15 protein-coding genes are annotated in these 18,298 nt (G+C 74.5%); 9 read left to right on the top strand and 6 right to left on the bottom strand.

The genetic code is table 11. The features are described from left to right. Nucleotides 1–44: 44 nt before the first annotated feature. Entirely contained in the window at nt 45–215 is a 171-nt protein-coding gene (locus QOZ88_RS01550) for a hypothetical protein (protein ID WP_305998071.1), read from the bottom strand. 192 nt (nt 216–407) lie between these two features. On the opposite strand from QOZ88_RS01550, the gene QOZ88_RS01545 reads away from it, so the two are divergent. From QOZ88_RS01545 to QOZ88_RS01535, 3 genes are all read left to right on the top strand, one after another. After that, nucleotides 408–1,919 carry an MFS transporter gene (locus QOZ88_RS01545; protein WP_305998070.1) on the top strand — a complete coding sequence of 504 codons (1,512 nt, stop codon included), beginning with the start codon at nt 408–410 and terminating at the stop codon, nt 1,917–1,919. Between the two features lie 107 nt (nt 1,920–2,026). Next, nucleotides 2,027–3,067, top strand: a complete 1,041-nt coding sequence (locus tag QOZ88_RS01540; RefSeq protein ID WP_305998069.1) for a YihY/virulence factor BrkB family protein — start codon at nt 2,027–2,029, stop codon at nt 3,065–3,067. 334 nt (nt 3,068–3,401) lie between these two features. Further along, a complete protein-coding gene (locus QOZ88_RS01535; protein WP_305998068.1) occupies nt 3,402–4,583 on the top strand; it encodes an acyl-CoA dehydrogenase family protein in 1,182 nt (393 codons plus the stop codon). Between the two features lie 6 nt (nt 4,584–4,589). Here QOZ88_RS01535 and QOZ88_RS01530 read toward each other — a convergent pair whose 3' ends face one another. Then, complete coding sequence (locus QOZ88_RS01530) at nt 4,590–5,486, bottom strand: ABC transporter substrate-binding protein (RefSeq protein ID WP_305998067.1); 897 nt, start codon at nt 5,484–5,486, stop codon at nt 4,590–4,592. 132 nt (nt 5,487–5,618) lie between these two features. Between QOZ88_RS01530 and QOZ88_RS01525 the strand changes: the two genes are divergently transcribed. The 5 genes from QOZ88_RS01525 (at nt 5,619) to phaZ (ending at nt 11,729) form a co-directional block, all read left to right on the top strand. After that, on the top strand, nt 5,619–7,334 hold the full coding sequence (locus QOZ88_RS01525) for a phosphatase PAP2 family protein (RefSeq protein WP_305998066.1): 1,716 nt from the start codon (nt 5,619–5,621) through the stop codon (nt 7,332–7,334). After that, nucleotides 7,331–7,918, top strand: a complete 588-nt coding sequence (locus QOZ88_RS01520; protein ID WP_305998065.1) for a hypothetical protein — start codon at nt 7,331–7,333, stop codon at nt 7,916–7,918. The genes QOZ88_RS01525 and QOZ88_RS01520 overlap by 4 nt, the downstream gene beginning before the upstream one ends. Then, nucleotides 7,915–9,006, top strand: coding sequence for a flippase-like domain-containing protein (locus QOZ88_RS01515; RefSeq protein ID WP_305998064.1), 1,092 nt, complete (start codon nt 7,915–7,917; stop codon nt 9,004–9,006). The genes QOZ88_RS01520 and QOZ88_RS01515 overlap by 4 nt, the downstream gene beginning before the upstream one ends. 151 nt (nt 9,007–9,157) lie before the next feature. Next, nucleotides 9,158–10,918, top strand: coding sequence for a PHA/PHB synthase family protein (locus QOZ88_RS01510; protein WP_305998063.1), 1,761 nt, complete (start codon nt 9,158–9,160; stop codon nt 10,916–10,918). After that, nucleotides 10,902–11,729, top strand: coding sequence for a poly(3-hydroxyalkanoate) depolymerase (gene phaZ / locus QOZ88_RS01505; protein WP_244523981.1), 828 nt, complete (start codon nt 10,902–10,904; stop codon nt 11,727–11,729). Before QOZ88_RS01510 ends, phaZ begins: the two co-directional genes overlap by 17 nt. Before the next feature lie 193 nt (nt 11,730–11,922). On the opposite strand, the gene betT is transcribed toward phaZ, so the two are convergent. Both betT and QOZ88_RS01495 read right to left on the bottom strand, forming a co-directional pair. Further along, nucleotides 11,923–13,920 (bottom strand): choline BCCT transporter BetT, encoded by a 1,998-nt coding sequence (gene betT / locus QOZ88_RS01500; protein ID WP_305998062.1) that lies wholly within the window; start codon nt 13,918–13,920, stop codon nt 11,923–11,925. Between the two features lie 131 nt (nt 13,921–14,051). Continuing rightward, a complete protein-coding gene (locus QOZ88_RS01495; protein WP_305998061.1) occupies nt 14,052–16,724 on the bottom strand; it encodes a putative bifunctional diguanylate cyclase/phosphodiesterase in 2,673 nt (890 codons plus the stop codon). A 162-nt stretch (nt 16,725–16,886) separates the two neighbouring features. On the opposite strand from QOZ88_RS01495, the gene QOZ88_RS01490 reads away from it, so the two are divergent. Next, nucleotides 16,887–17,024 (top strand): hypothetical protein, encoded by a 138-nt coding sequence (locus QOZ88_RS01490; protein WP_305998060.1) that lies wholly within the window; start codon nt 16,887–16,889, stop codon nt 17,022–17,024. A 20-nt stretch (nt 17,025–17,044) separates the two neighbouring features. Here QOZ88_RS01490 and QOZ88_RS01485 read toward each other — a convergent pair whose 3' ends face one another. Continuing rightward, nucleotides 17,045–17,920, bottom strand: a complete 876-nt coding sequence (locus tag QOZ88_RS01485; protein ID WP_305998059.1) for a hypothetical protein — start codon at nt 17,918–17,920, stop codon at nt 17,045–17,047. Beyond that, nucleotides 17,910–18,131: a hypothetical protein gene (locus tag QOZ88_RS01480; protein WP_305998058.1), complete on the bottom strand. Its 222-nt coding sequence runs from the start codon at nt 18,129–18,131 to the stop codon at nt 17,910–17,912. The genes QOZ88_RS01485 and QOZ88_RS01480 overlap by 11 nt, the downstream gene beginning before the upstream one ends. Between the last annotated feature and the right edge of the window lie 167 nt (nt 18,132–18,298).

The following is an 18,298-nucleotide window of genomic DNA, read 5'->3' as shown; positions in this document are numbered from 1 at the left end:
GCCCCGCCGTCCAGCAGGACGGCGGGGCGGTCGAACTTCTTCTCTCAGGCGCGCACGGCCCCCACGGACTCGGAGCCGGCGTGGCGCGCCTTCGCGGCGCGGGTCGCCGCGCGCTGCTCCTGCTCGTACCGGGCGGTGGACTGGGTGCCCATCGCGATGACCAGGGCCGTCAGGACCAGGAACCCCAGCAGGGTCACGGCCGGCCACAACATCATCAGATCGCTCTCCTCGCAGAACTCGCGGATGCCGCCACCGGGTCACGGGAAGCGGCACGTCGTCGAGGCTCACTGTCCCCCGATCGACGCCGTCTCAATCGTCGGTTCCGAGAGTTCACCTGAGGGGGTGTGACACGTTGCACAGCCGTCACCCCCGCCGAGCGGGGATGCCGAGCGTGGTTGCATCAGGAGGTGCCCGAACCCACAGCAGCCCCCGGGGTCGGTGCAGGTCGCGGCACCCGTCCGGTGGCGCTGGTCCTGGCGCTCTCCCTCGGCGTCACCACGCTGTCGCTGCTGCAGAGCCTGGTCGTCCCGGCGCTCGGGCGGATCGAGGAGCAGCTCGGCGTCTCGCCGAGCGCGGCCGGCTGGGTGCTCACGGCCAACCTGCTGGCCGCCGCCGTCCTGACCCCGGTGCTGGGGCGGCTCGGTGACCTGAGGGGCGCGCGCCCGGTCATCCTGGGCATCCTGGTCGCGGTCGCGCTGGGCACCCTGCTGATCGTCCTGACGGAGTCGCTGCCGCTGCTGCTGGTCGGCCGCATCCTCCAGGGCGCGTCCTACGGCCTCTTCCCGCTGTCGATCAGCGTGCTGCGCCGCGAGCTCCCCGAAGCCAGGCTCAGCGTGGCGATGTCGGTGGTGAGCAGCACGCTCGCCGTCGGCGGCGTCGCCGGCCTGGTCGCCACCGGGCTGCTCACCGGGGACGGCGGCGACTACCGGCACGCCTTCTGGCTCGGGCTGGGCATCACCCTGCTCGCCCTGGTGCTCACCGCCTGGCTGCTCCCCCGTCGCCCGGCCTCCGCCCGCGGGCGGATCGACTGGTGGGGTGCGCTGGTGCTGGGCATGGGCCTGGTGCTCCTGCTGCTGCCGCTCTCCCAGGGCCCCACCTGGGGCTGGGTGTCGCCGGGCACGATCGGCTGCGGGATCGGGGCGGTCGCCGTCCTCGCGGGGTGGGTGGTGCTGCAGCGGCGGACCGCGGAGCCGCTGGTGCGGCCGGCCATGCTGACCGACCGGCGCACCGTCGTGCCCAACGTGGCCGGCGTCATGAGCGGTATCGCGCTGTTCGCCTCCTTCCTCGCCGTCCTGCAGTACGTGCAGGCCGACCCCGCGGTCACCGGGTACGGGTTCGACGCGAGCGTGCTGGAGGCGGCGGTCGTGTACCTGCTGCCCGGCGGGGTGGTGGGCATCCTGCTCGCGCCGTTCGCGGGCCGGGTCGTCGGCCGCGTGGGGGGCCTGCCCACGCTGACCGCAGGGGCGGTGTTCGGAGTGGCGGGCTTCGGGCTGCTCGCCGGGGCGCGCGGTGAGCCGTGGCTGGTCATCGTCGCCGGCCTGCTCACCCAGGTGTCGGTGACCGTGGCCTACGCGGCCCTGCCCGCGCTCGTCGTCGACGCCGTGCGGGAGGACGAGACGGGCGTGGCGAACGCGGTGAACTCGATCGCCCGCTCGGTGGGCCAGGCGCTGGGCAGCACGCTCGCGGTCACGCTCATCGCCGGCAGCCTCGACCCGGCCACGGGCCTGCCGCGAGCCCTGGCCTTCACGCTGGTCGCGCTCATCGGGGCGGGCGCCTCGGTCGTCGTCGTGCTGGTGGCCCTGATCGGCCTGCGCAGCGACCGGCGCGGGTCGCCGCACCGGCGCCACGACCCGCTCGCGGAGGTGGAGGAGGCGACCGCCGGGGCGGGCGAGTGGTCGCCGGTCTCCGGGGTGCGCTGAGGGCGTCGCGCACCGGCGCGCTCGAACCGTTACGGGCGCGTCCGGCATGGAACGGCTCCGTCCGGGGCATCGAGAGGCGCGACCGCCCTCGTCCCCGGAGGACCCACATGGCCCGACCCACCGGCTCGTCCAGCCGCACGAAGGCTGAGACGCGCTTCACCGACAACCGCGCCGGCGGCGATCCCGCACCGCACGACGACAACGTCAGCGGCACGCGGGCCGACTACGCGCCCACCGGCGCCGACCCCAAGCCCACGACGGGTGGCACGCTCAAGCGCACGTTCAAGGAGTTCAGCGAGGACGACCTCGTCGACTGGGCGGCCGCGCTCACCTACTACGGCGTGCTCGCGCTGTTCCCGGCGCTGACCGCGCTGGCGGCCATCGTGGGTCTGTTCACCACGCCGCAGCAGCTCACCGACGCCCTCACCACGGTGATCCCCCAGTCCGCGGCGGAGACCCTGAACCCGGTGATCCAGCAGGTCGCGGGCAGCAACAGCGCCGCCGGCTTCGCCCTCGTCCTCGGTCTCGTCGGTGCCCTGTGGACGGCCTCGGGCTACGTCGGCGCGTTCACCCGCGCCGCCAACATCGTGTACGAGACGCGCGAAGGCCGGAAGATCTGGAAGCTGAAGCCGCTGCAGATCCTGATCACCCTGGTCGGCATCCTGTTCGCCGCGCTGATCGTGGCCATGCTGGTGCTGAGCGGCCCGGTGGTCGACGCGATCGGGCAGGCCATCGGCCTGGGCAGCACCGTGCTGACCATCTGGACGTGGGTCAAGTGGCCGGTCATCCTCGTGGTCCTCGCGCTGATGATCGCGGTGCTCTACTACTCGACGCCGAACGCCAAGCTGCGCGGCTTCAAGTTCGTGAGCCCCGGTGCGGGCATCGCCATCCTGGTGGCGGTCGTCGCCTCGGCCGCCTTCGCCTTCTACGTGGCGAACTTCGGCAGCTACAACGCCACCTACGGGGCGCTCGCCGGCGTGGTGATCTTCCTCATCTGGTTCTGGCTGATCAACCTGTCGCTGCTCTTCGGTATCGAGCTCGACGCCGAGGTGGAGCGCACCAAGGAGCTGAAGGAGGGCGTGCCGCGGGCCGAGAAGGAGATCCAGCTCGACGCCCGCGACGAGCCCGACGACAAGCAGACGACGTAGACGCGGCACCGCCCACCGACGGCCTCCTCCCGCTCCGGGAGGGGGTCGTCGCGGCCGAGTGCGACGAACTCGTGGTCATCGAGGGCTGATGACCACGAGTTCGTCGTACTCGGTGAGGCAGGGCGCAGCACGTGGTCGCGGCGCCGGCGGGCGAGCTCGCTGCCCGGCCCGCCCAGCTCCTCGGTGGTCTGGTCGGCGATGGATCTGGTCACGGCGCCCCGCCGGTCGGTGGGTCCGGGCTCGTGCCCGGTGCACCCGGGGGCATGCCTCGGTTGCTCCCACCTCCCCCGGGTAGGTGCAGGCCACCGATCCCCACCCAGGAGGCCGTACCGCGATGAGGGACCCGTCGACGATCACGTCGGACTTCTACGACCTCGAGGCGCTGCTCGACGAGGACGACCGGGCGCTGCTGCACCGGGTGCGCTCCTTCATGGACGAGCAGGTCACCCCGATCATCAACGAGTACTGGACGCGCGCGGAGTTCCCCCGCCAGCTGATCCCCGCCATGGCCGAGCTCGGCATCGCCGGCACCGCGATCCAGGGCCACGGCTGCCCCGGCCGGTCCTCCCTGGTCGACGGGATGATCGCGATGGAGCTCTCCAAGGGCGACCCGTCGATCTCCACGTTCATGGGCGTGCACGGCGGCCTGGCGATGGGGTCGATCGACCTCTGCGGTTCCGAGGAGCAGAAGGAGCGCTGGCTGCCGGCGATGGCCCGCATGGAGCTGATCGGCGCCTTCGGCCTGACCGAGCCCGACCACGGCTCGGACGTCGCCCGCGGGTTGCGCACCACCGCGCGCCGGGACGGCGACTCGTGGGTGCTCGACGGCGAGAAGAAGTGGATCGGCAACGCCAGCTTCGCCGACCTGGTCATCATCTGGGCGCGCGACGTGGAGACCGACCGCGTGCTCGGCTTCGTCGTCGAGCAGGGGACGCCGGGTTTCACCGCCGTCGACCTGCAGGACAAGATCGCGCTGCGGGCCGTGCAGAACGCGCACATCACGCTGGAGGGCGTGCGGGTGCCGGAGGAGAACCGGCTGCAGGAGGCGCACAGCTTCCGGGAGACCGCGAACGTGCTGCGGGCGACCCGCGCCGGGGTGGCGTGGTCGGCCGTCGGGTGCTCGCGCGGGGCCTACGAGCACGCGCTGCGCTACGCCCTGCAGCGCGAGCAGTTCGGGCAGCGCATCACCGAGTTCCAGCTCGTGCAGGACCTGCTCGTGCGGATGCTCGGCAACATCACCGCCTCGGCGGCGATGTGCGCCCGCCTGTCCCAGCTGCAGATGGCCGGCACCATGACCGACGAGCACGCCTCGCTGGCCAAGGCGTTCTGCACCATGCGCATGCGGGAGACCGTCGGCTGGGCCCGCGAGCTCATGGGCGGGAACGGCATCCTGCTGGAGAACCACGTGGGCCGGTACGTCGCCGACGCCGAGGCGATCTACTCCTACGAAGGCACCCGCGAGGTCAACACCCTCATCGTCGGGCGCGGGGTGACCGGGGCGAGCGCCATCGTCTGAATGCTCCTACTGGGCGTCCCACCAGGCGCGCGCGGCCTCGGCAGGCGTGCGACCGTCGAACTCGACCGCCCGGTTCAGCTCGACCAGGTCGCCGGTGGTCAGCCGCGCGCTCGCGCCGTCGAGGGCATCCCGCAACGGCTCGCCCCACCGGTCGAGCACCTGCGCCCGGACCATCGGCACCACGTTCTCCCGGGGCTGCAACCCGCGGTCGTCCGCCAGCAGGACGACCGGCGCCACGGCCAGCCGCGCATCCGTCGTCTCCAGCATCCCCACCTGAACCTGGCCCGACAGCAGCGCCTCGAGCGTCGCCGCCCGCGACGGCATGCTGGTCACGGTCCCGAACCGCAGCCCGTAGACCTGCTCGAGGCCGAGCAGGCAGAACGGCCGGTCGGGGCACTCCGGCGGCCCGCCGAAGGCCAGGTCGCCGGCGAGCGGTGCGAGGTCGGACAGCCGGCTCACCCCGTGCGCGGCGGCGAACTCCCCGGTGACGACGAAGCCGTTCTGGTCCTCCGCCGCGGCGGGGGTCAGCACGTCCACCCCGCGCCCGCCCATCGTGCGGGACAGGACGGCGTGCATCTGCGCGGGCTCCTCCGGGGGGCGGGGGAACCGCGGGCGGGCGAAGGAGAGCGCCGTCCCGAGGTAGTCGACGACGACGTCGACCACGCCCTGCTGCAGCGCCGGGGACACCACCTCCCGGGTGCCGATGCCGTGCTGCACCGAGACCGGCAGGCCGCGGCGGCGGGCGGCCTCGGCGTAGACCTCCACGAGGATCTGGTTCTCGGGGAAGTCGTAGGAGGCGAACCGGATCACGTCCGGGTCGGGCGGCGGAGCCTCCGCGCGGGTGCAGCCGGTCAGGACGGCGAGCGCCAGCAGCACCGCTCTCAGGGCCCGGCCAGCGCGCACGGCAGCTACCTCTCGCCGCTCCCGGCCACGTGCCGCCCCCGGTCCGGGGACGACCGCGCGCGACCGCCACCGTAGCGCCGGACCGGGGGAAAAGGGATGGTCCGCACCCGCGCGGAGGTGGAGCATCTCCGCATGGCGTCGCTGCCGCAGGCGCTGCCGGAGCCACGGGCGACGGGGCCGGTCGAGCGCCCCGCTCCGCCCCCGATAGCCCGCGTCCGCCGCCGTCGCCGCCCCTCGGGCGAACCGCCGCCGCTCCCCCGCCAGCTCCGCGCCTCGGGCCGGTGGTGGCTGGCGCTCAGCGCCCTCGTCCTGCTCGCCTGCCTCACCGTCGTGGTCACCGGCACCATCCGGTACGTCGACGTCGCCGACACCCGGATCCTGCAGGCGATCGCGAGCGTCCGCTCGCCCGCGCTGACCACGGTGGCCGATCTGGCCGGCATGCTGGCCAGCGCGGGGGCGCTGCACGCCCTCTGGCTGGCGGACCTGGTCCTGCTCGCCGCCTTCCGCCGCTGGCGGCACCTGCTGGTGTGGCTGGGCGTCGGCCTGTTCGTCATCAACGTCGGCACCGCGATGGCGACCACCCTCCAGCGGCCCCGGCCGTTCGAGGTGGAGGTGCTCGGCGACTGGTCGGGCTTCGCGATGCCGTCCCTCCCGGTGACCCTGCTGGCCGCCCTGCTGGTCAGCACCCTCTACTCGCTCGTCCCGCCCGGCCGGAGGCGGGCGATCGGCAAGTGGGTGGTCTGCGGGCTGCTGGTGGTCACCGCCGCCTCCCGGCTCTACCTGGCCCAGGACCACCCGACCGGCGTCCTGGCCGGCGTCGTCCTCGGCGTCGCCACGCCGCTGGCCGCCTTCCGGCTGCTCACGCCCAACTCCGTGCACCCGGTGCGCTACACCCGCGCGCGGCCGGCCCACCTCGACGTCTCCGGCGAGCGGGGCGCGGCCATCGTCCGGGCGCTGCAGGACCAGCTGGGGCTGGTGGCCACCGCGGTCACGCCGTTCGGCCTGGCCGGCTCGGGCGGCTCCACACCGCTGCGGATCACCGTCAAGGCCCACGACCCGCAGGGGGACGGCGAGAGCAGCGTGTTCGGGAAGCTCTACGCGGCCACCCACGTCCGCTCCGACCGCTGGTACAAGCTCGGCCGGACGCTGCTGTACGGCCGGCTGGAGGACGAGAAGCCGTTCACCAGCGTCCGGCGGCTCGTCCAGTACGAGGACTACGTGCTCCGGGTGCTCTGCGACGGCGGGCTGCCGGTCCCGCAGCCGCTCGGCATCGTCGAGATCACGCCCGAGCGGGAGTACCTGCTGGTCACCGAGTTCATCGCCGGGGCGAAGGAGGCCGGCGACGCCGAGGTCGACGACGCGGTCATCGACCAGGGGCTCGCGGCCGTGCGGCGCATGTGGGAGATCGGCATGGCCCACCGGGACATCAAGCCGGCCAACCTGCTCGTGCGCGACGGCACGCTGTACCTCATCGACTCGGCGTTCGCCGAGGTGCGCCCGAGCCCCTGGCGGCAGGCCGTGGACCTGGCCAACATGATGCTGGTCCTGGCGCTGCGCACCGACGCGGAACGGGTGTACCGGCGGGCGCGGCTGCACTTCTCCGACGAGGAGATCGCCGAGGCCTTCGCCGCCACCCGCGGGCTGACCATGCCGTCGCAGCTGCGGCGCATGCTCCGCCAGCAGGGGCGGGACCTGCAGGAGGAGTTCCTGGCCCTGCTGCCGTTCCGGCTGCCCCCGGTGCGCATCCAGCGCTGGACCTGGCGGCGGGCCGGGCTCACCGTGGTCACCCTCGCCGCCGCCGGGATCGCCGTCTACGTGTCGGCCGGCCTGCTCGGGTCGCCGCTGTGACCGCGCGAGCGCACCGGGCCGCGCTGCTGCTGCTCGGGACGGCGCTGCTGGCCGGGTGCGGGCAGCCGGTGGTGCTGGGCGAGGAGACGCTGGCCTGCGAGCGGGGCGACGAGGGGCACCCCGCCAACGGCGTCGTCCTCATGGCCCAGTCGGTGCCCAGCGCCGGCTGGGTGCCCTGCCTGGAGGCGATGCCCCTGGGCTGGGACCTGGCCGGGCTGGAGGCCGACGAGACCTCCGCGCGCTTCTGGCTGGACTCCGACCGCGACGGGGTGCGCGCGCTGGAGGTGGCGCTGACCGCGTCCTGCGACACGACCGCGGCGACGGAGATCCCCAGCGAGCGGGAGGGGATGCGCCGGTGGGAGCGGGTCGGCCAGGTGAGCCCGCGGTACGTCGGCACCCGGTACTACGTCTTCGCCGGCGGGTGCGTGAGCGTGCTCTTCCGGCTGTCCGGCGAGAACCGCTCCGAGCCGCTGGCCGTGGCGACGCAGGGGATCGGCGCGGTGACCCGTGACCAGGTGCGGGCCGCCGTCCTCGACCAGACCGACGGGGAGCTCCAGCTCGACCCCCCGGCCGGTGGCCGGTGAGCGGCGCCACCGCCCCGGCGGGCGGCCGGGCTCCCCGCCCGTGGTCCCGCGCTCTCGGCCCGGTGCTGTCGGCGGGCCTCGTCGTCGCCGTCTTCGCCTGGTTCCTGCCGCAGTTCACCAGCCTGTCGCAGGTCTGGGCGGCGATCGCGGGCATGACCTGGGTGGAGGTCGTGGCCCTGCTGCTGGCTGCCGGCTGGAACCTGGCGACCTACCAGTTCGTCGTCGTCGCCACGACCCCCGGCCTGACCCTGCGGCAGGCCACGGTGGCCACCGAGGCCGCGACCGCCGTCTCCAACACCGTGGTCGGCGGGGCGGCGGTCGCCGTCGGCCTCACGTACGCGATGAACAGCTCGTGGGGCTTCTCCCGCTCGCGCACCTCCGTGGCCCTGCTCGTGGCCGGGCTGTGGAACAACTTCGCCAAGCTCGGCCTGCCGGTCCTCGCGCTGGCGCTCCTGGCGTTCTCCGCCCCGCCGTCGGCCGGACGGGTGGTCGCCGGCCTCGTGGCGCTCGGCGCCCTCGGGGCCACCGTCGCGCTGCTGGGAGGCGTGCTGCGCAGCGCCACCGGGGCGGTCCGGCTCGGCCATGCGGCCGCCCGGGCGGCGACGGCCGCGCGCCGCCCGTTCGGCCGCGGCCCGGTGGAGGGCTGGGACCGGGCGACGACGAAGTTCCGCGACCGCACCATCCTGCTGCTCCGGGCACGCTGGCACTGGATCACCCTCGCCACGCTGGTGAGCCACCTGTCGCTGTTCCTGCTGCTGCTGCTCTCGCTGCGGTTCACCGGCGTGGGCGCCGACCAGGTCGGCGTGGCCGAGGCGCTGGTCGTCTTCTCCTCCGCCCGGCTGCTCACGGCCGTCCCCCTCACGCCCGGCGGGCTCGGGGTGGTGGAGGTGGCGCTGATCGCCGGCCTGGCGGCCGCCGGGGGGCCGCGGGCGCCGGTGGCCGCGGCGGTGCTGCTGTTCCGGGGGCTGAGCTACGTCCTGCCGATCCCGCTCGGCGTGGGCTGCTACCTGTTCTGGCGGCACAACCGCTCCTGGCGGCGGGAGCCCAACGCCGCCCCCCGCACCGACCTGGTGCCGGAGGCCGCGTGACCGCCGGTGCTCCCCGGCTCGCGGCGCGGGCCGGCCGTCGGGAGCGCGCTGCCGGACCGCCCGGGCTGTGGTTGAGTGTTCGAGGTCACAACCGCGTCCCGGGGGGCGGCACCGTCGTCTCCCCGGGGCAGCGCGTCGTAAGGAGACCGCGATGGCCCAGCCCGCGACCGACCCGCCCCGCAGCGCCTCGGAGCCGCGCGCCGTCCCCGACGGCGCCCCGGCCGACGGGGGCCCCGAGCAGGCGGTCGAGGCGGCCACGGGCCTGGACATGGTGCTCGTGGACGCCGCCTCCGGGCCGCTGCGCCGCCTGATCCCGCCGGCCGGGACCGTGCTGCGGTTCGGGGCCGCCCTGGCCCGCCGGCCCGACGCGCTCGCCCGGCGGGGCGGAGAGCTGGCCCGGGAACTGGGCAAGGTCGCGCTCGGCCGCTCCGAGCTGGCACCGGGCAAGAAGGACAAGCGGTTCGCCGACCCCGCGTGGAGCGGCAACCCGCTGCTCCGGCGGACCATGCAGGCCCACCTGGCGACGGCGCGGGTCGCCTGGGAGCTGATCGAGGACGCCGACCTGGACTGGCAGGACGACGAGCGCATCCGCTTCACCGCGACGAACCTGGTCGACGCGCTGGCCCCCAGCAACGTGCCGGTGCTCAACCCGCTGGCCCTCAAGGCGGTCATCGACACCGGCGGGAAGAACGCCGTCGAGGGCGTGCGGCGCATGGTCCACGACCTGGCGAGCCCGCCGCGCGTGCCCTCGATGGTCGAGCCGGACGCCTTCACCGTGGGCGAGGACCTCGCCGTCACCCCGGGGGCCGTGGTCTTCCGCACCGACGTCTTCGAGCTCGTCCAGTACCGGCCCACGACGGAGACCGTCCGGTCGGTGCCGCTGGTCATCGTGCCGCCGACGATCAACAAGTACTACATCACCGATCTCGCGCCCGGCCGGAGCATCGTGGAGCACTACCTGTCCGGTGGCCAGCAGGTGTTCATGGTCGTGTGGCGCAACCCCGACGAGCGGCACGCCGGCTGGGGCCTGGACACCTACGGCCAGGCGGTCCTGGACGCCCTGGACGCCGTCGAGCGGATCACCGGCCAGGAGCAGGCGAGCGTCCAGGCCTTCTGCTCCGGCGGGATCATCACCGCGATGGTGCTGGCGCACCTGGCCGCCACCGGGCGGCAGGACCGCATCCGCTCGGCCAGCTTCGCCGTCACCGTCCTGGACTGGGAACGCGCCGGCACCCTGTCCGCGCTCATGGACCCCGAGGCGGTGCAGGCCGCCATCGAGCGCTCGCGCAAGAAGGGCTACCTCGACGGGGCTCAGCTCGCCGAGGTGTTCGCCTGGCTGCGCCCGAACGACCTGATCTGGAACTACTGGGTCAACAACTACCTGCAGGGCAAGCCGCCGCCGAACTTCGACATCCTCTTCTGGAACGCCGACACCACCCGGATGAGCGCCGCGCTGCACCGCGACTTCATCGAGGTGGCGCTGGGGAACGCGCTCACCGACCCGGGCCGGGCGACCATGCTCGGCTCACCGGTGGACCTGTCGGCGGTCACCGTCGACTCCTACGTCACCGCGGGGGTCGCCGACCACCTCTGCCCGTGGCAGGCCTGCTACCGGACCACCCAGCTGCTCGGCGGCGAGAGCCGGTTCGTGCTCTCGACCAGCGGCCACATCGCCTCGCTGGTCAACCCACCGGGCAACCCGAAGTCGACCTTTCAGGTGGCGCCGTCCACCCCGCCGGACCCCCAGGAGTGGTTCCGGCAGGCGGAGACGGTCAAGGGCTCCTGGTGGCCGGACTACGTGGCCTGGCTCGGCGAGCGGTCGGGCGAGGAGATCCCCGCCCCTCGGGAGCTGGGCGGCGACGGCCTCGAGCCGCTGGCCGACGCACCGGGCACGTATGTCTTCGACAAGTAGCAGCCGGGAGGTCGTCCGCAGCCTGACCATCGGCGGGCGGACGTTGCGCACCGCCGTGCGGCCGGGCACCGACGACGCCGTGCCACCGCTGCTGCTGATGAACGGCATCGGCGCCAGTCTGGAGGTGCTGCAGCCCTTCGTCGACGCGCTGGACCCCCGGCGCACCGTCATCCGGTTCGACGTGCCCGGGGTGGGCGGCTCGCCCCCGCCCGTCGTCCCGTACCTGCTCTCCACGCTGAGCCCGGTCGTCGCCGGGCTGCTGGACCGGCTGGGCCACCACCGCCCGGTCGACGTCCTGGGCCTGTCCTGGGGTGGTGGGCTGGCCCAGCACTTCGCGGTGCAGCACCGGCGCCGGTGCCGGCGGCTCGTGCTGGCCGCGACGGCGACCGGCTCGCTCATGGTGCCCGCCAGCCCCCGCGTGCTGGCCCACATGCTCACCCCCCGGCGGCACCGCGACCCCGAGTACGCCCGCCGCATCGCCGGGCAGATCTACGGCGGCTCGGTGCGCACCGAGCCCGAGCGGGCCGCGGCGGCGCTGCACGCCCACACCCGGGTCGGCCCGCAGCGCGGCTACTACTACCAGCTCGCCTCGAGCACCGGCTGGAGCAGCCTGCCGTTCCTGCGGCTCATCCGGCAGCCGACGCTGGTCGTCGCCGGGGACGACGACCCGATCATCCCGGTGGTGAACGCGCGGGTGATGGCCCGGCTGATCCCCCGGGCGCAGCTGCACGTGTACCGCGGCGGGCACATCGCGCTGGTCACCGAGGCCGACGAGTTGGCCCCCGTGGTCGAGTCGTTCCTCGACCGCTGAGCCGCTCGGCTACTGGGCCGCGGGTGAGTTCGACAGCAAGGTGACCTTCAGCCGCTCCACCGACCGATAGGCCGCGTCAGGGCGCGGCTCAACGGTCGGTGGAGCGACTCAACCCTCGTGGCAACAGGTGCTGCTGGCCCACGGAGCGACCGTCCACCGGCTTTCCTACCGGAAAGTCACCTTGCTGCCGAACCTAGCCGCGCGCGACCCGACCGTCGACGTGCTGCTCGAAGCGGTCCATCACGTCGTCGATCAGCTGCGCGTGGGTGAAGTTCATGACGTCGTAGCCGACCGCGCCGTCCCGGCCGCCCGGCTCGACCTGGACGTCGAGCCGCGAGGCCCCCGGGTCCGACGACGGCCGGGCGCCGCCGCGGTGCGGGACGCGCCCGGGCCGGATGCGGTAGCGGAACGGCGAACCGTCGTCGGTCTGCGCGGTGAGCTCGACGCAGGGCGTCCCGGCGTCGTCGACCACCCACCGCGTGTCCGACGCGAGGTGCCGCGCGCGCAGCTCGGCCGCCGCCTCCGCGAGGGCCGGCCGCGCCGTCTCGTGCAGGTACTGGTCGACCCGCTCGCGGCCCGTGGGACCCGGGGTGCGGCGACGGCGCAGCCGGGCCCGGCGTCGTGCGGCCGGCCGGCCGGACGGGGCGATGCGGTGCCGGTTCACGGCGCGGTCGGCCTCGCTGCGCAGCGCGCGGTAGAGCCCGACCATCACCAGCACCATGACGAAGCCGAACGGCAGGCCCATGATGATGGTCGCGTTCTGCAGCGCCGGCACGCCGCCGACCAGCAGCATCGCGGCCGTGAGGACGCCGGTGGCGACCGCCCAGACGATGCGCACGCCCGGTGCCGCGTCGTCCTGGGGACGGCGGAGGCGCGAGGAGAGGTTGGCCATCACCAGCGCGCCGGAGTCGGCCGACGTCACGTAGAAGAGCAGCCCGATGAAGGTCGCGATCGAGGCGATGAACGGGAAGGCCGGGTAGTCGGCCAGCAGCGTGTAGAAGCCCCGTTCGGGGAGGTTCATCGCGGTCTCCCCGAACGCCGCGTCGCCCTGCCGGATGCGGTCGATCGCGCTGTTCCCGAAGATCGACACCCACATGAGGATGTAGCTGAACGGGAGCAGCAGCGTGCCGGCCACGAACTGGCGGATCGTCCGACCGCGCGAGATCCGGGCCAGGAAGAGCCCGACGAAGGACGCCCAGGCGATCCACCAGGCCCAGAAGAACAGCGTCCAGGCGCTCAGCCACTCGTCGGGCCGGTCGTAGGCGAAGGTCTCCGTCGTCAGGCCGGGGAAGCTGCTCACGAAGTCGCCGACGTTCTGGACCAGCCCGTTGAGCAGGAACGCGGTGTTGCCGGTGACCAGCACGAAGCCGGCCAGGCCCAGGGCGAGGACGACGTTGAGCTGGGAGAGCCGCTTGATCCCCCGGTCGACGCCACTCACCGCCGACACCGTCGCCACGCCCACGGCCAGGGCGATCAGCCCCAGCTGGGCGGCGCGGCCCTCGGGGATGCCGAACAGCACCGACAGCCCGTAGTTCAGCTGGACGACGCCGATGCCGAGCGACGTCGCGACGCCGAAGATCGTGCCGAGGACCGCCGCGATGTCGACGGCGTCGCCCAGCGTCCCGTGCACCCGCTTGCCGAAGATCGGGTAGAGCACCGAGCGGATCGCCAGCGGCATGTTCATGCGGTAGGCGAAGTAGGCCAGGGCCATGCCCATGAGGGCGTACATGCCCCACCCGTTGATGCCGTAGTGGAACAGCGTCCACACGGTCGCGTCGGCGGCGGCCTCCGCGGTCCCGCCCTCCCCCACCGGAGGGGCGAGGAACTGCGCGACCGGCTCGGCGACGGCGAAGAACATCAGGTCGGTGCCGATGCCGGCGGCGAAGAGCATCGACGCCCACGCGAAGGTGCTGAACCTCGGGGTGGAGTGCTCGGGGCCGAGCTTCACCTTGCCGTACCGCGAGAAGGCGATGGCCAGCACGAAGACCAGCACCGCGGTCGCGAAGGCGATGTAGAACCAGCCGAACCACTCGGAGGTCCAGCCGACCAGCGAGCCGATGGTGCTCGCGGCCGACGTCGGGCTCGCCGTCGCCCAGAGCGCGATGGCCAGGACCCCGGCGACCGACCCGTAGAAGACGCGGCGCTTCAGCCCGTTCCCGGCCTCGTCGGGCCGGACGTCGGTGTCGCTCACGCCGGCTCACCCCGCCCGGTGGAGACGGGGCGGGAAGCCAGGGGTGGAGGTGTGCCGCTCACCGGCGGATGGTGGCACACCTGGCCGGTCCCGGCAGCGGCTGCGCCCGGTGGAGCCCACCCGCCGCCAGGTCAGCCGGCGGGCGCGGTCACCCCGTCCCGGCGCAGCAGCGCGCCGGCCTGGGCCGCGGGCAGCGGCCGGGAGAGCAGGTAGCCCTGCGCCCGGTCGCACGCCTCGGCCCGGAGCCGCGCCAGCTGCGCCGGCTCCTCCACCCCCTCGGCGACGACGGTCAGGCCGAACGTGTGCGCGGCCCGGATCATCAGGGTCACCAGCTCGAGGTGGGCGGGCTCCGCCGACGCCACGAAGCTGCGGTCGATCTTCAGCGTGTCGACGGGCATGCTGCGGAGCTGCCCGATCGAGGTGTAGCCGGTGCCGAAGTCGTCGATGGCGATGCCGACGCCCATGCCCCGCAGCTCGGTCAGGTGGTCGTAGGCGGCCGGGTCGTCCACCAGGACGGTCTCGGTGACCTCGAGGACCAGCAGCCGTGCCGGGAGCCCCGAGGCGGCGAGCGCCTCGGCCACGTCGGCGACCACCCGCCGGTCGGCGAGGTGCCGGCCGGAGATGTTGACCGCGACGGTCGGCTCCGGCCGGCCCGGGGTCCCCGGGGCGGTGGCCAACCACTCGGCCAGCTGCCGGGTGGCCTCCCCCAGCACGAAGCGGTCGACGTCCCCGATGAGGCCGGAGCGCTCGGCCACCGGGATGAACCGGTCAGGCGGGACCAGGCCCACACCCGGACGTTCCCAGCGCACCAGCGCCTCGTACCCGGTGAGCCGTTCCGAGGCCACGTCGACGACCGGCTGGTAGAGCAGGTGCATCTCGCCGCCGGCCAGGCCGCGGGAGATGGCGGCCTCGAGCTCGGCCTGCCGGGCGAGCTGCAGCCGGAGGGTCTCGTCGAAGATCTCGGCCCGACCCCGGCCGTGGGCCTTGGCCCGGGAGGCGGCGGTGTCGGCCTCGGCGAAGAGCACGTCGGCGTCGGTGCCACCGTCGCGGCTGACCGCCACGCCGATGCTCGCGCCGATGCCGGCCGTCGCCGTCCCGACGGGGACCGGTCGGCTGATCGACGCGATCAGCCGGCCGGCCAGGTCGAGCAGGTCGTGCTCGGCGTGCACCGGCTCCACGAGGACGACGAACTCGTCCCCGCCGAGGCGGCAGACGACGTCGCCCGGCCGCACCGCGGCGCGCAGCCGGGCCGCCACCTCGCGCAGCACCTGGTCGCCGGCCGCGTGACCGTGCGCGTCGTTGACCGCCTTGAAGCCGTCCAGGTCGACGTAGAGCAGCCCGGTCATCTCGCCGGACCGCCGGCCGCGGTGCAGGGCAGAGGTCACCAGCGTGACCGCCTGGGCGCGGTTGGGCAGCTCGGTGAGCGGGTCGTGGGTGGCCTGGTGCGCGAGGGCGAACTGCAGCTCCTCGCGCTGGCGGACCGAGGTGACGATCGCCTTGACCGAGGCGTGCACGACCTCGCCCAGCGGGCCGGGCAGGGGCTCGTCGAGGAGCGCGTCGTCCAGATCGCCGCGCGCCACGGCCTGCGCCTGGTCCTGGATGCGGCGCAGCCCTGCCACGGCCGAGCCGAGGGCGGCCGACACCGTCCGGACCTCCCGCGGGCCGGCCACCTCCACCTCGACCAGCGAGCCCTGGCTGACCTCGGTCGCCTGCCCGGCCAGCAGCCGGAGCGCCCGGGTCACGCTGCGGCCGAGCAGGGCGACGCCCAGCACCGAGCCGGCGAGCAGGCCGGCGCCCATGACGAGGACGGCCTGGAGCCGGTCCTCGGCGCGTTCGCGGTCGGCCTCGACGAGCAGCTGCACCTCCTCGACCGCCGTCCCGACCAGCCCGGCCAGCACGGTGCCGCGCTCCTGGCTCTGGAAGAGCGCGGCGACGAGATCGGAGAACGCGAGGTCCCGGACCTCGCCGGCGCGACCGCGGGCGAACAGCCCGTCGAGGTCGGCGACGACGTCGGAGGCGCGCACCTGCTGCCAGGCCTCGCGCAGCGGCTGCCCCGACAGTCCCTCCATCCGGCGCTGGGCGTCCCGGTAGTCCATCCAGGAGGTCTCCACGGCGGTCCGGGTGCCGATCATCTGCTCCTGGCCGTCGACCAGGAGGGAACCGAGGAACAGCGGCATCTGCCGGGCCGCCGTCTGCGCCAGCTTCGCCACGGTCTGGACGTCGCGGACGGCCCGCAGCGTGGCGCCGGGCACGCCCGCGGAGGTCGCGGTCGCCGCCGCGTCCGCCTGCGCGGCCATCAGGTCCTTGGAGACTCCGAGGAACCGGAGGTGCAGCGTCTCGATGTCCAGCTGCCCGCCCTCGTAGGCGCGGCGCAGCCTCGCCACGTCCTCCGCGGCGTGCGCCGCCGCCTCCGCACCGACCGGGCCCTCGGCGACGCGGTCCAGGGCCCGGTCGGTGATGGCGCGCGCCCGGGCCGCCTCGTCGAGGGCGGCCTGCTCCTGGCCCCGCAGGAAGAACGTGGGCAGCCCGAGCGCCGCCGCGGCGGCCGGGTCGTCGATGAGCGACAGGATGAGGGCGGGGATCATCTCCTGCTCCACGCCGCTGCGCGCGGCGTCGAGCAGGGCGAGCGCGCGCACGGCCTGCTCGGCGCGCTCGGCGCCGGCGACCTCGGCCGACCGCGCCTGGGCCGCCGCCACGGTGAGGACGACGACGCCGACGAGCGGCAGCAGCACGAGAGCGGCCAGGTACCGCCACAGCGGCACCCCGCGCCGCCGTCGGCGGTCCACGTCCGGGGATGTGCGCACACTGCTCCTATCGGCCTTGGTGCGGAACGCTTGAGAGGCCCCCCACCCGTGCAGGTGAGACGCGTCACGGATCGGGAATGCCAGGCACTTCGCAGCCGGCGTGGGAAGAACCGTCAGACCCACCGGGGAGGCTGGCGGCACACCGCAGCCCCGAGGAGATCCGTGATCGACCTGCCCGTCCGCTCCGCCCACCCCGACGCCGTGCGCCTGCCGGCGGCCGGCCGCCGCCTGCCGGCCCGGCTGCGCAAGCGGCCCGTGCTGGTCGTGCCGCCCGCGCCCGAGGCCGAGCGCCGGCACTGACCGCTCCGGCGCCGGCCCGGTCAGCGGCCGGCTGCGGTCACCAGGTGGCAGCCGGGCGAGCCGAACTCGACGACCCCGAAGCCCATCTGCCCCAGCACGGTGGCCACGGCGGCGGTCATCGTCCGCTGCACGGCGACTTCCAGCGCCCCGCCGCGCGCCTGGTGCACGCTCATCCGGTCGTGCTGGCGCCACGTCACGAGGACGCCCGCCCCGTACGGGTGCGGGGTCAGGCAGACCCCGCCCGCGGCGTGCCCGGCCCCCTCCCGGCCCTCGCAGTCGTGCAGGGGCAGCCCGGCCTCGAGCAGCGCGGCCGTGACGTCCACGGCGAGCGTGGTGAGCACGTCCTCGTCGTCGACCATGAACGGGTCCCAGTCCTCCGGGAGCCGGTCGAGCTGGTCGCCGAGGTCGGCCAGCCACTCCCGCTCCTCCGGCGCCTGCCGGCGCACCACCCCGCCGTCGGGGCGCCGGCCGCCGTGCACGACGCGCGTGGTGTCGGTCAGGTCCGCCGAGAGCCGCGCCCACCCGGCGTCGATCGCGTCGGCGAAGGGGCCGGCCACCGCGGCGCCGTCGTGCTCGGCGACGAGCCACCAACCGGTCGCCGACGGGCCGGCGGGGAGGCGCGGCCCCTGCGGGTGGGTGGCGAGCCCGACGGCCGACCGCTCCACCGCGGGCCGCTCGACGTCGCTCCTGCCCGCCTCGGCGGCCGGGACGTCACCGGAGGCACGAGGCGGCCCCGCCGGCTGAGCGGCCCGGACCGCCGCCCGCTGCTGCGCCTGCACCGCGTTGCGCTCGAACTCGTAGCGGGCGGTGGAGCTGGCGCCCAGCACGACGACGACCGCGATCAGCGCGCCGCAGCCCAGCACCGGTGCGAGGACCGCCAGCAGCTCACCAGGCACGCCAGGCCCCCTGCGGCCCCTCGCCCCAGGCCGACGCGCGGTGGGTCCACTCCTGGACCCGGGCGGTCCACCCGGGATGGGGCGGGCGGGGTGCCGGCGGCGCGGCGGCCGGCTCGTCCACCATCAGCTCGCTCAGCAGGGCCAGGCCGTCGTCGGCGGCCTCCGGGGCGTGGCAGGACGGCTTGCGGACCGGTGATGCGGTGGCGTGCACAGGAGGCTCCTCGCAGGTGGATCTCCGCGGCTGGGAAGCACCGCGGACGTCCCGAAGGCTAGGGACGGCGAGGCCCCGCGACGGCCCCTGCGACGGGTTCCGGACCGGGCCCGTGTCCCATTCGTTGCGCAGCCCCTCCCGGGCGGGCGGTGACCCCTCCTCCGGGC

The sequence above is a fragment of the Blastococcus carthaginiensis genome, assembly GCF_030731085.1.
GTDB classification, from domain to species: domain Bacteria; phylum Actinomycetota; class Actinomycetes; order Mycobacteriales; family Geodermatophilaceae; genus Blastococcus; species Blastococcus carthaginiensis.
Note: the sequence above shows the minus strand (reverse complement) of the source record. Positions and strands in the feature narration are given on the sequence as shown.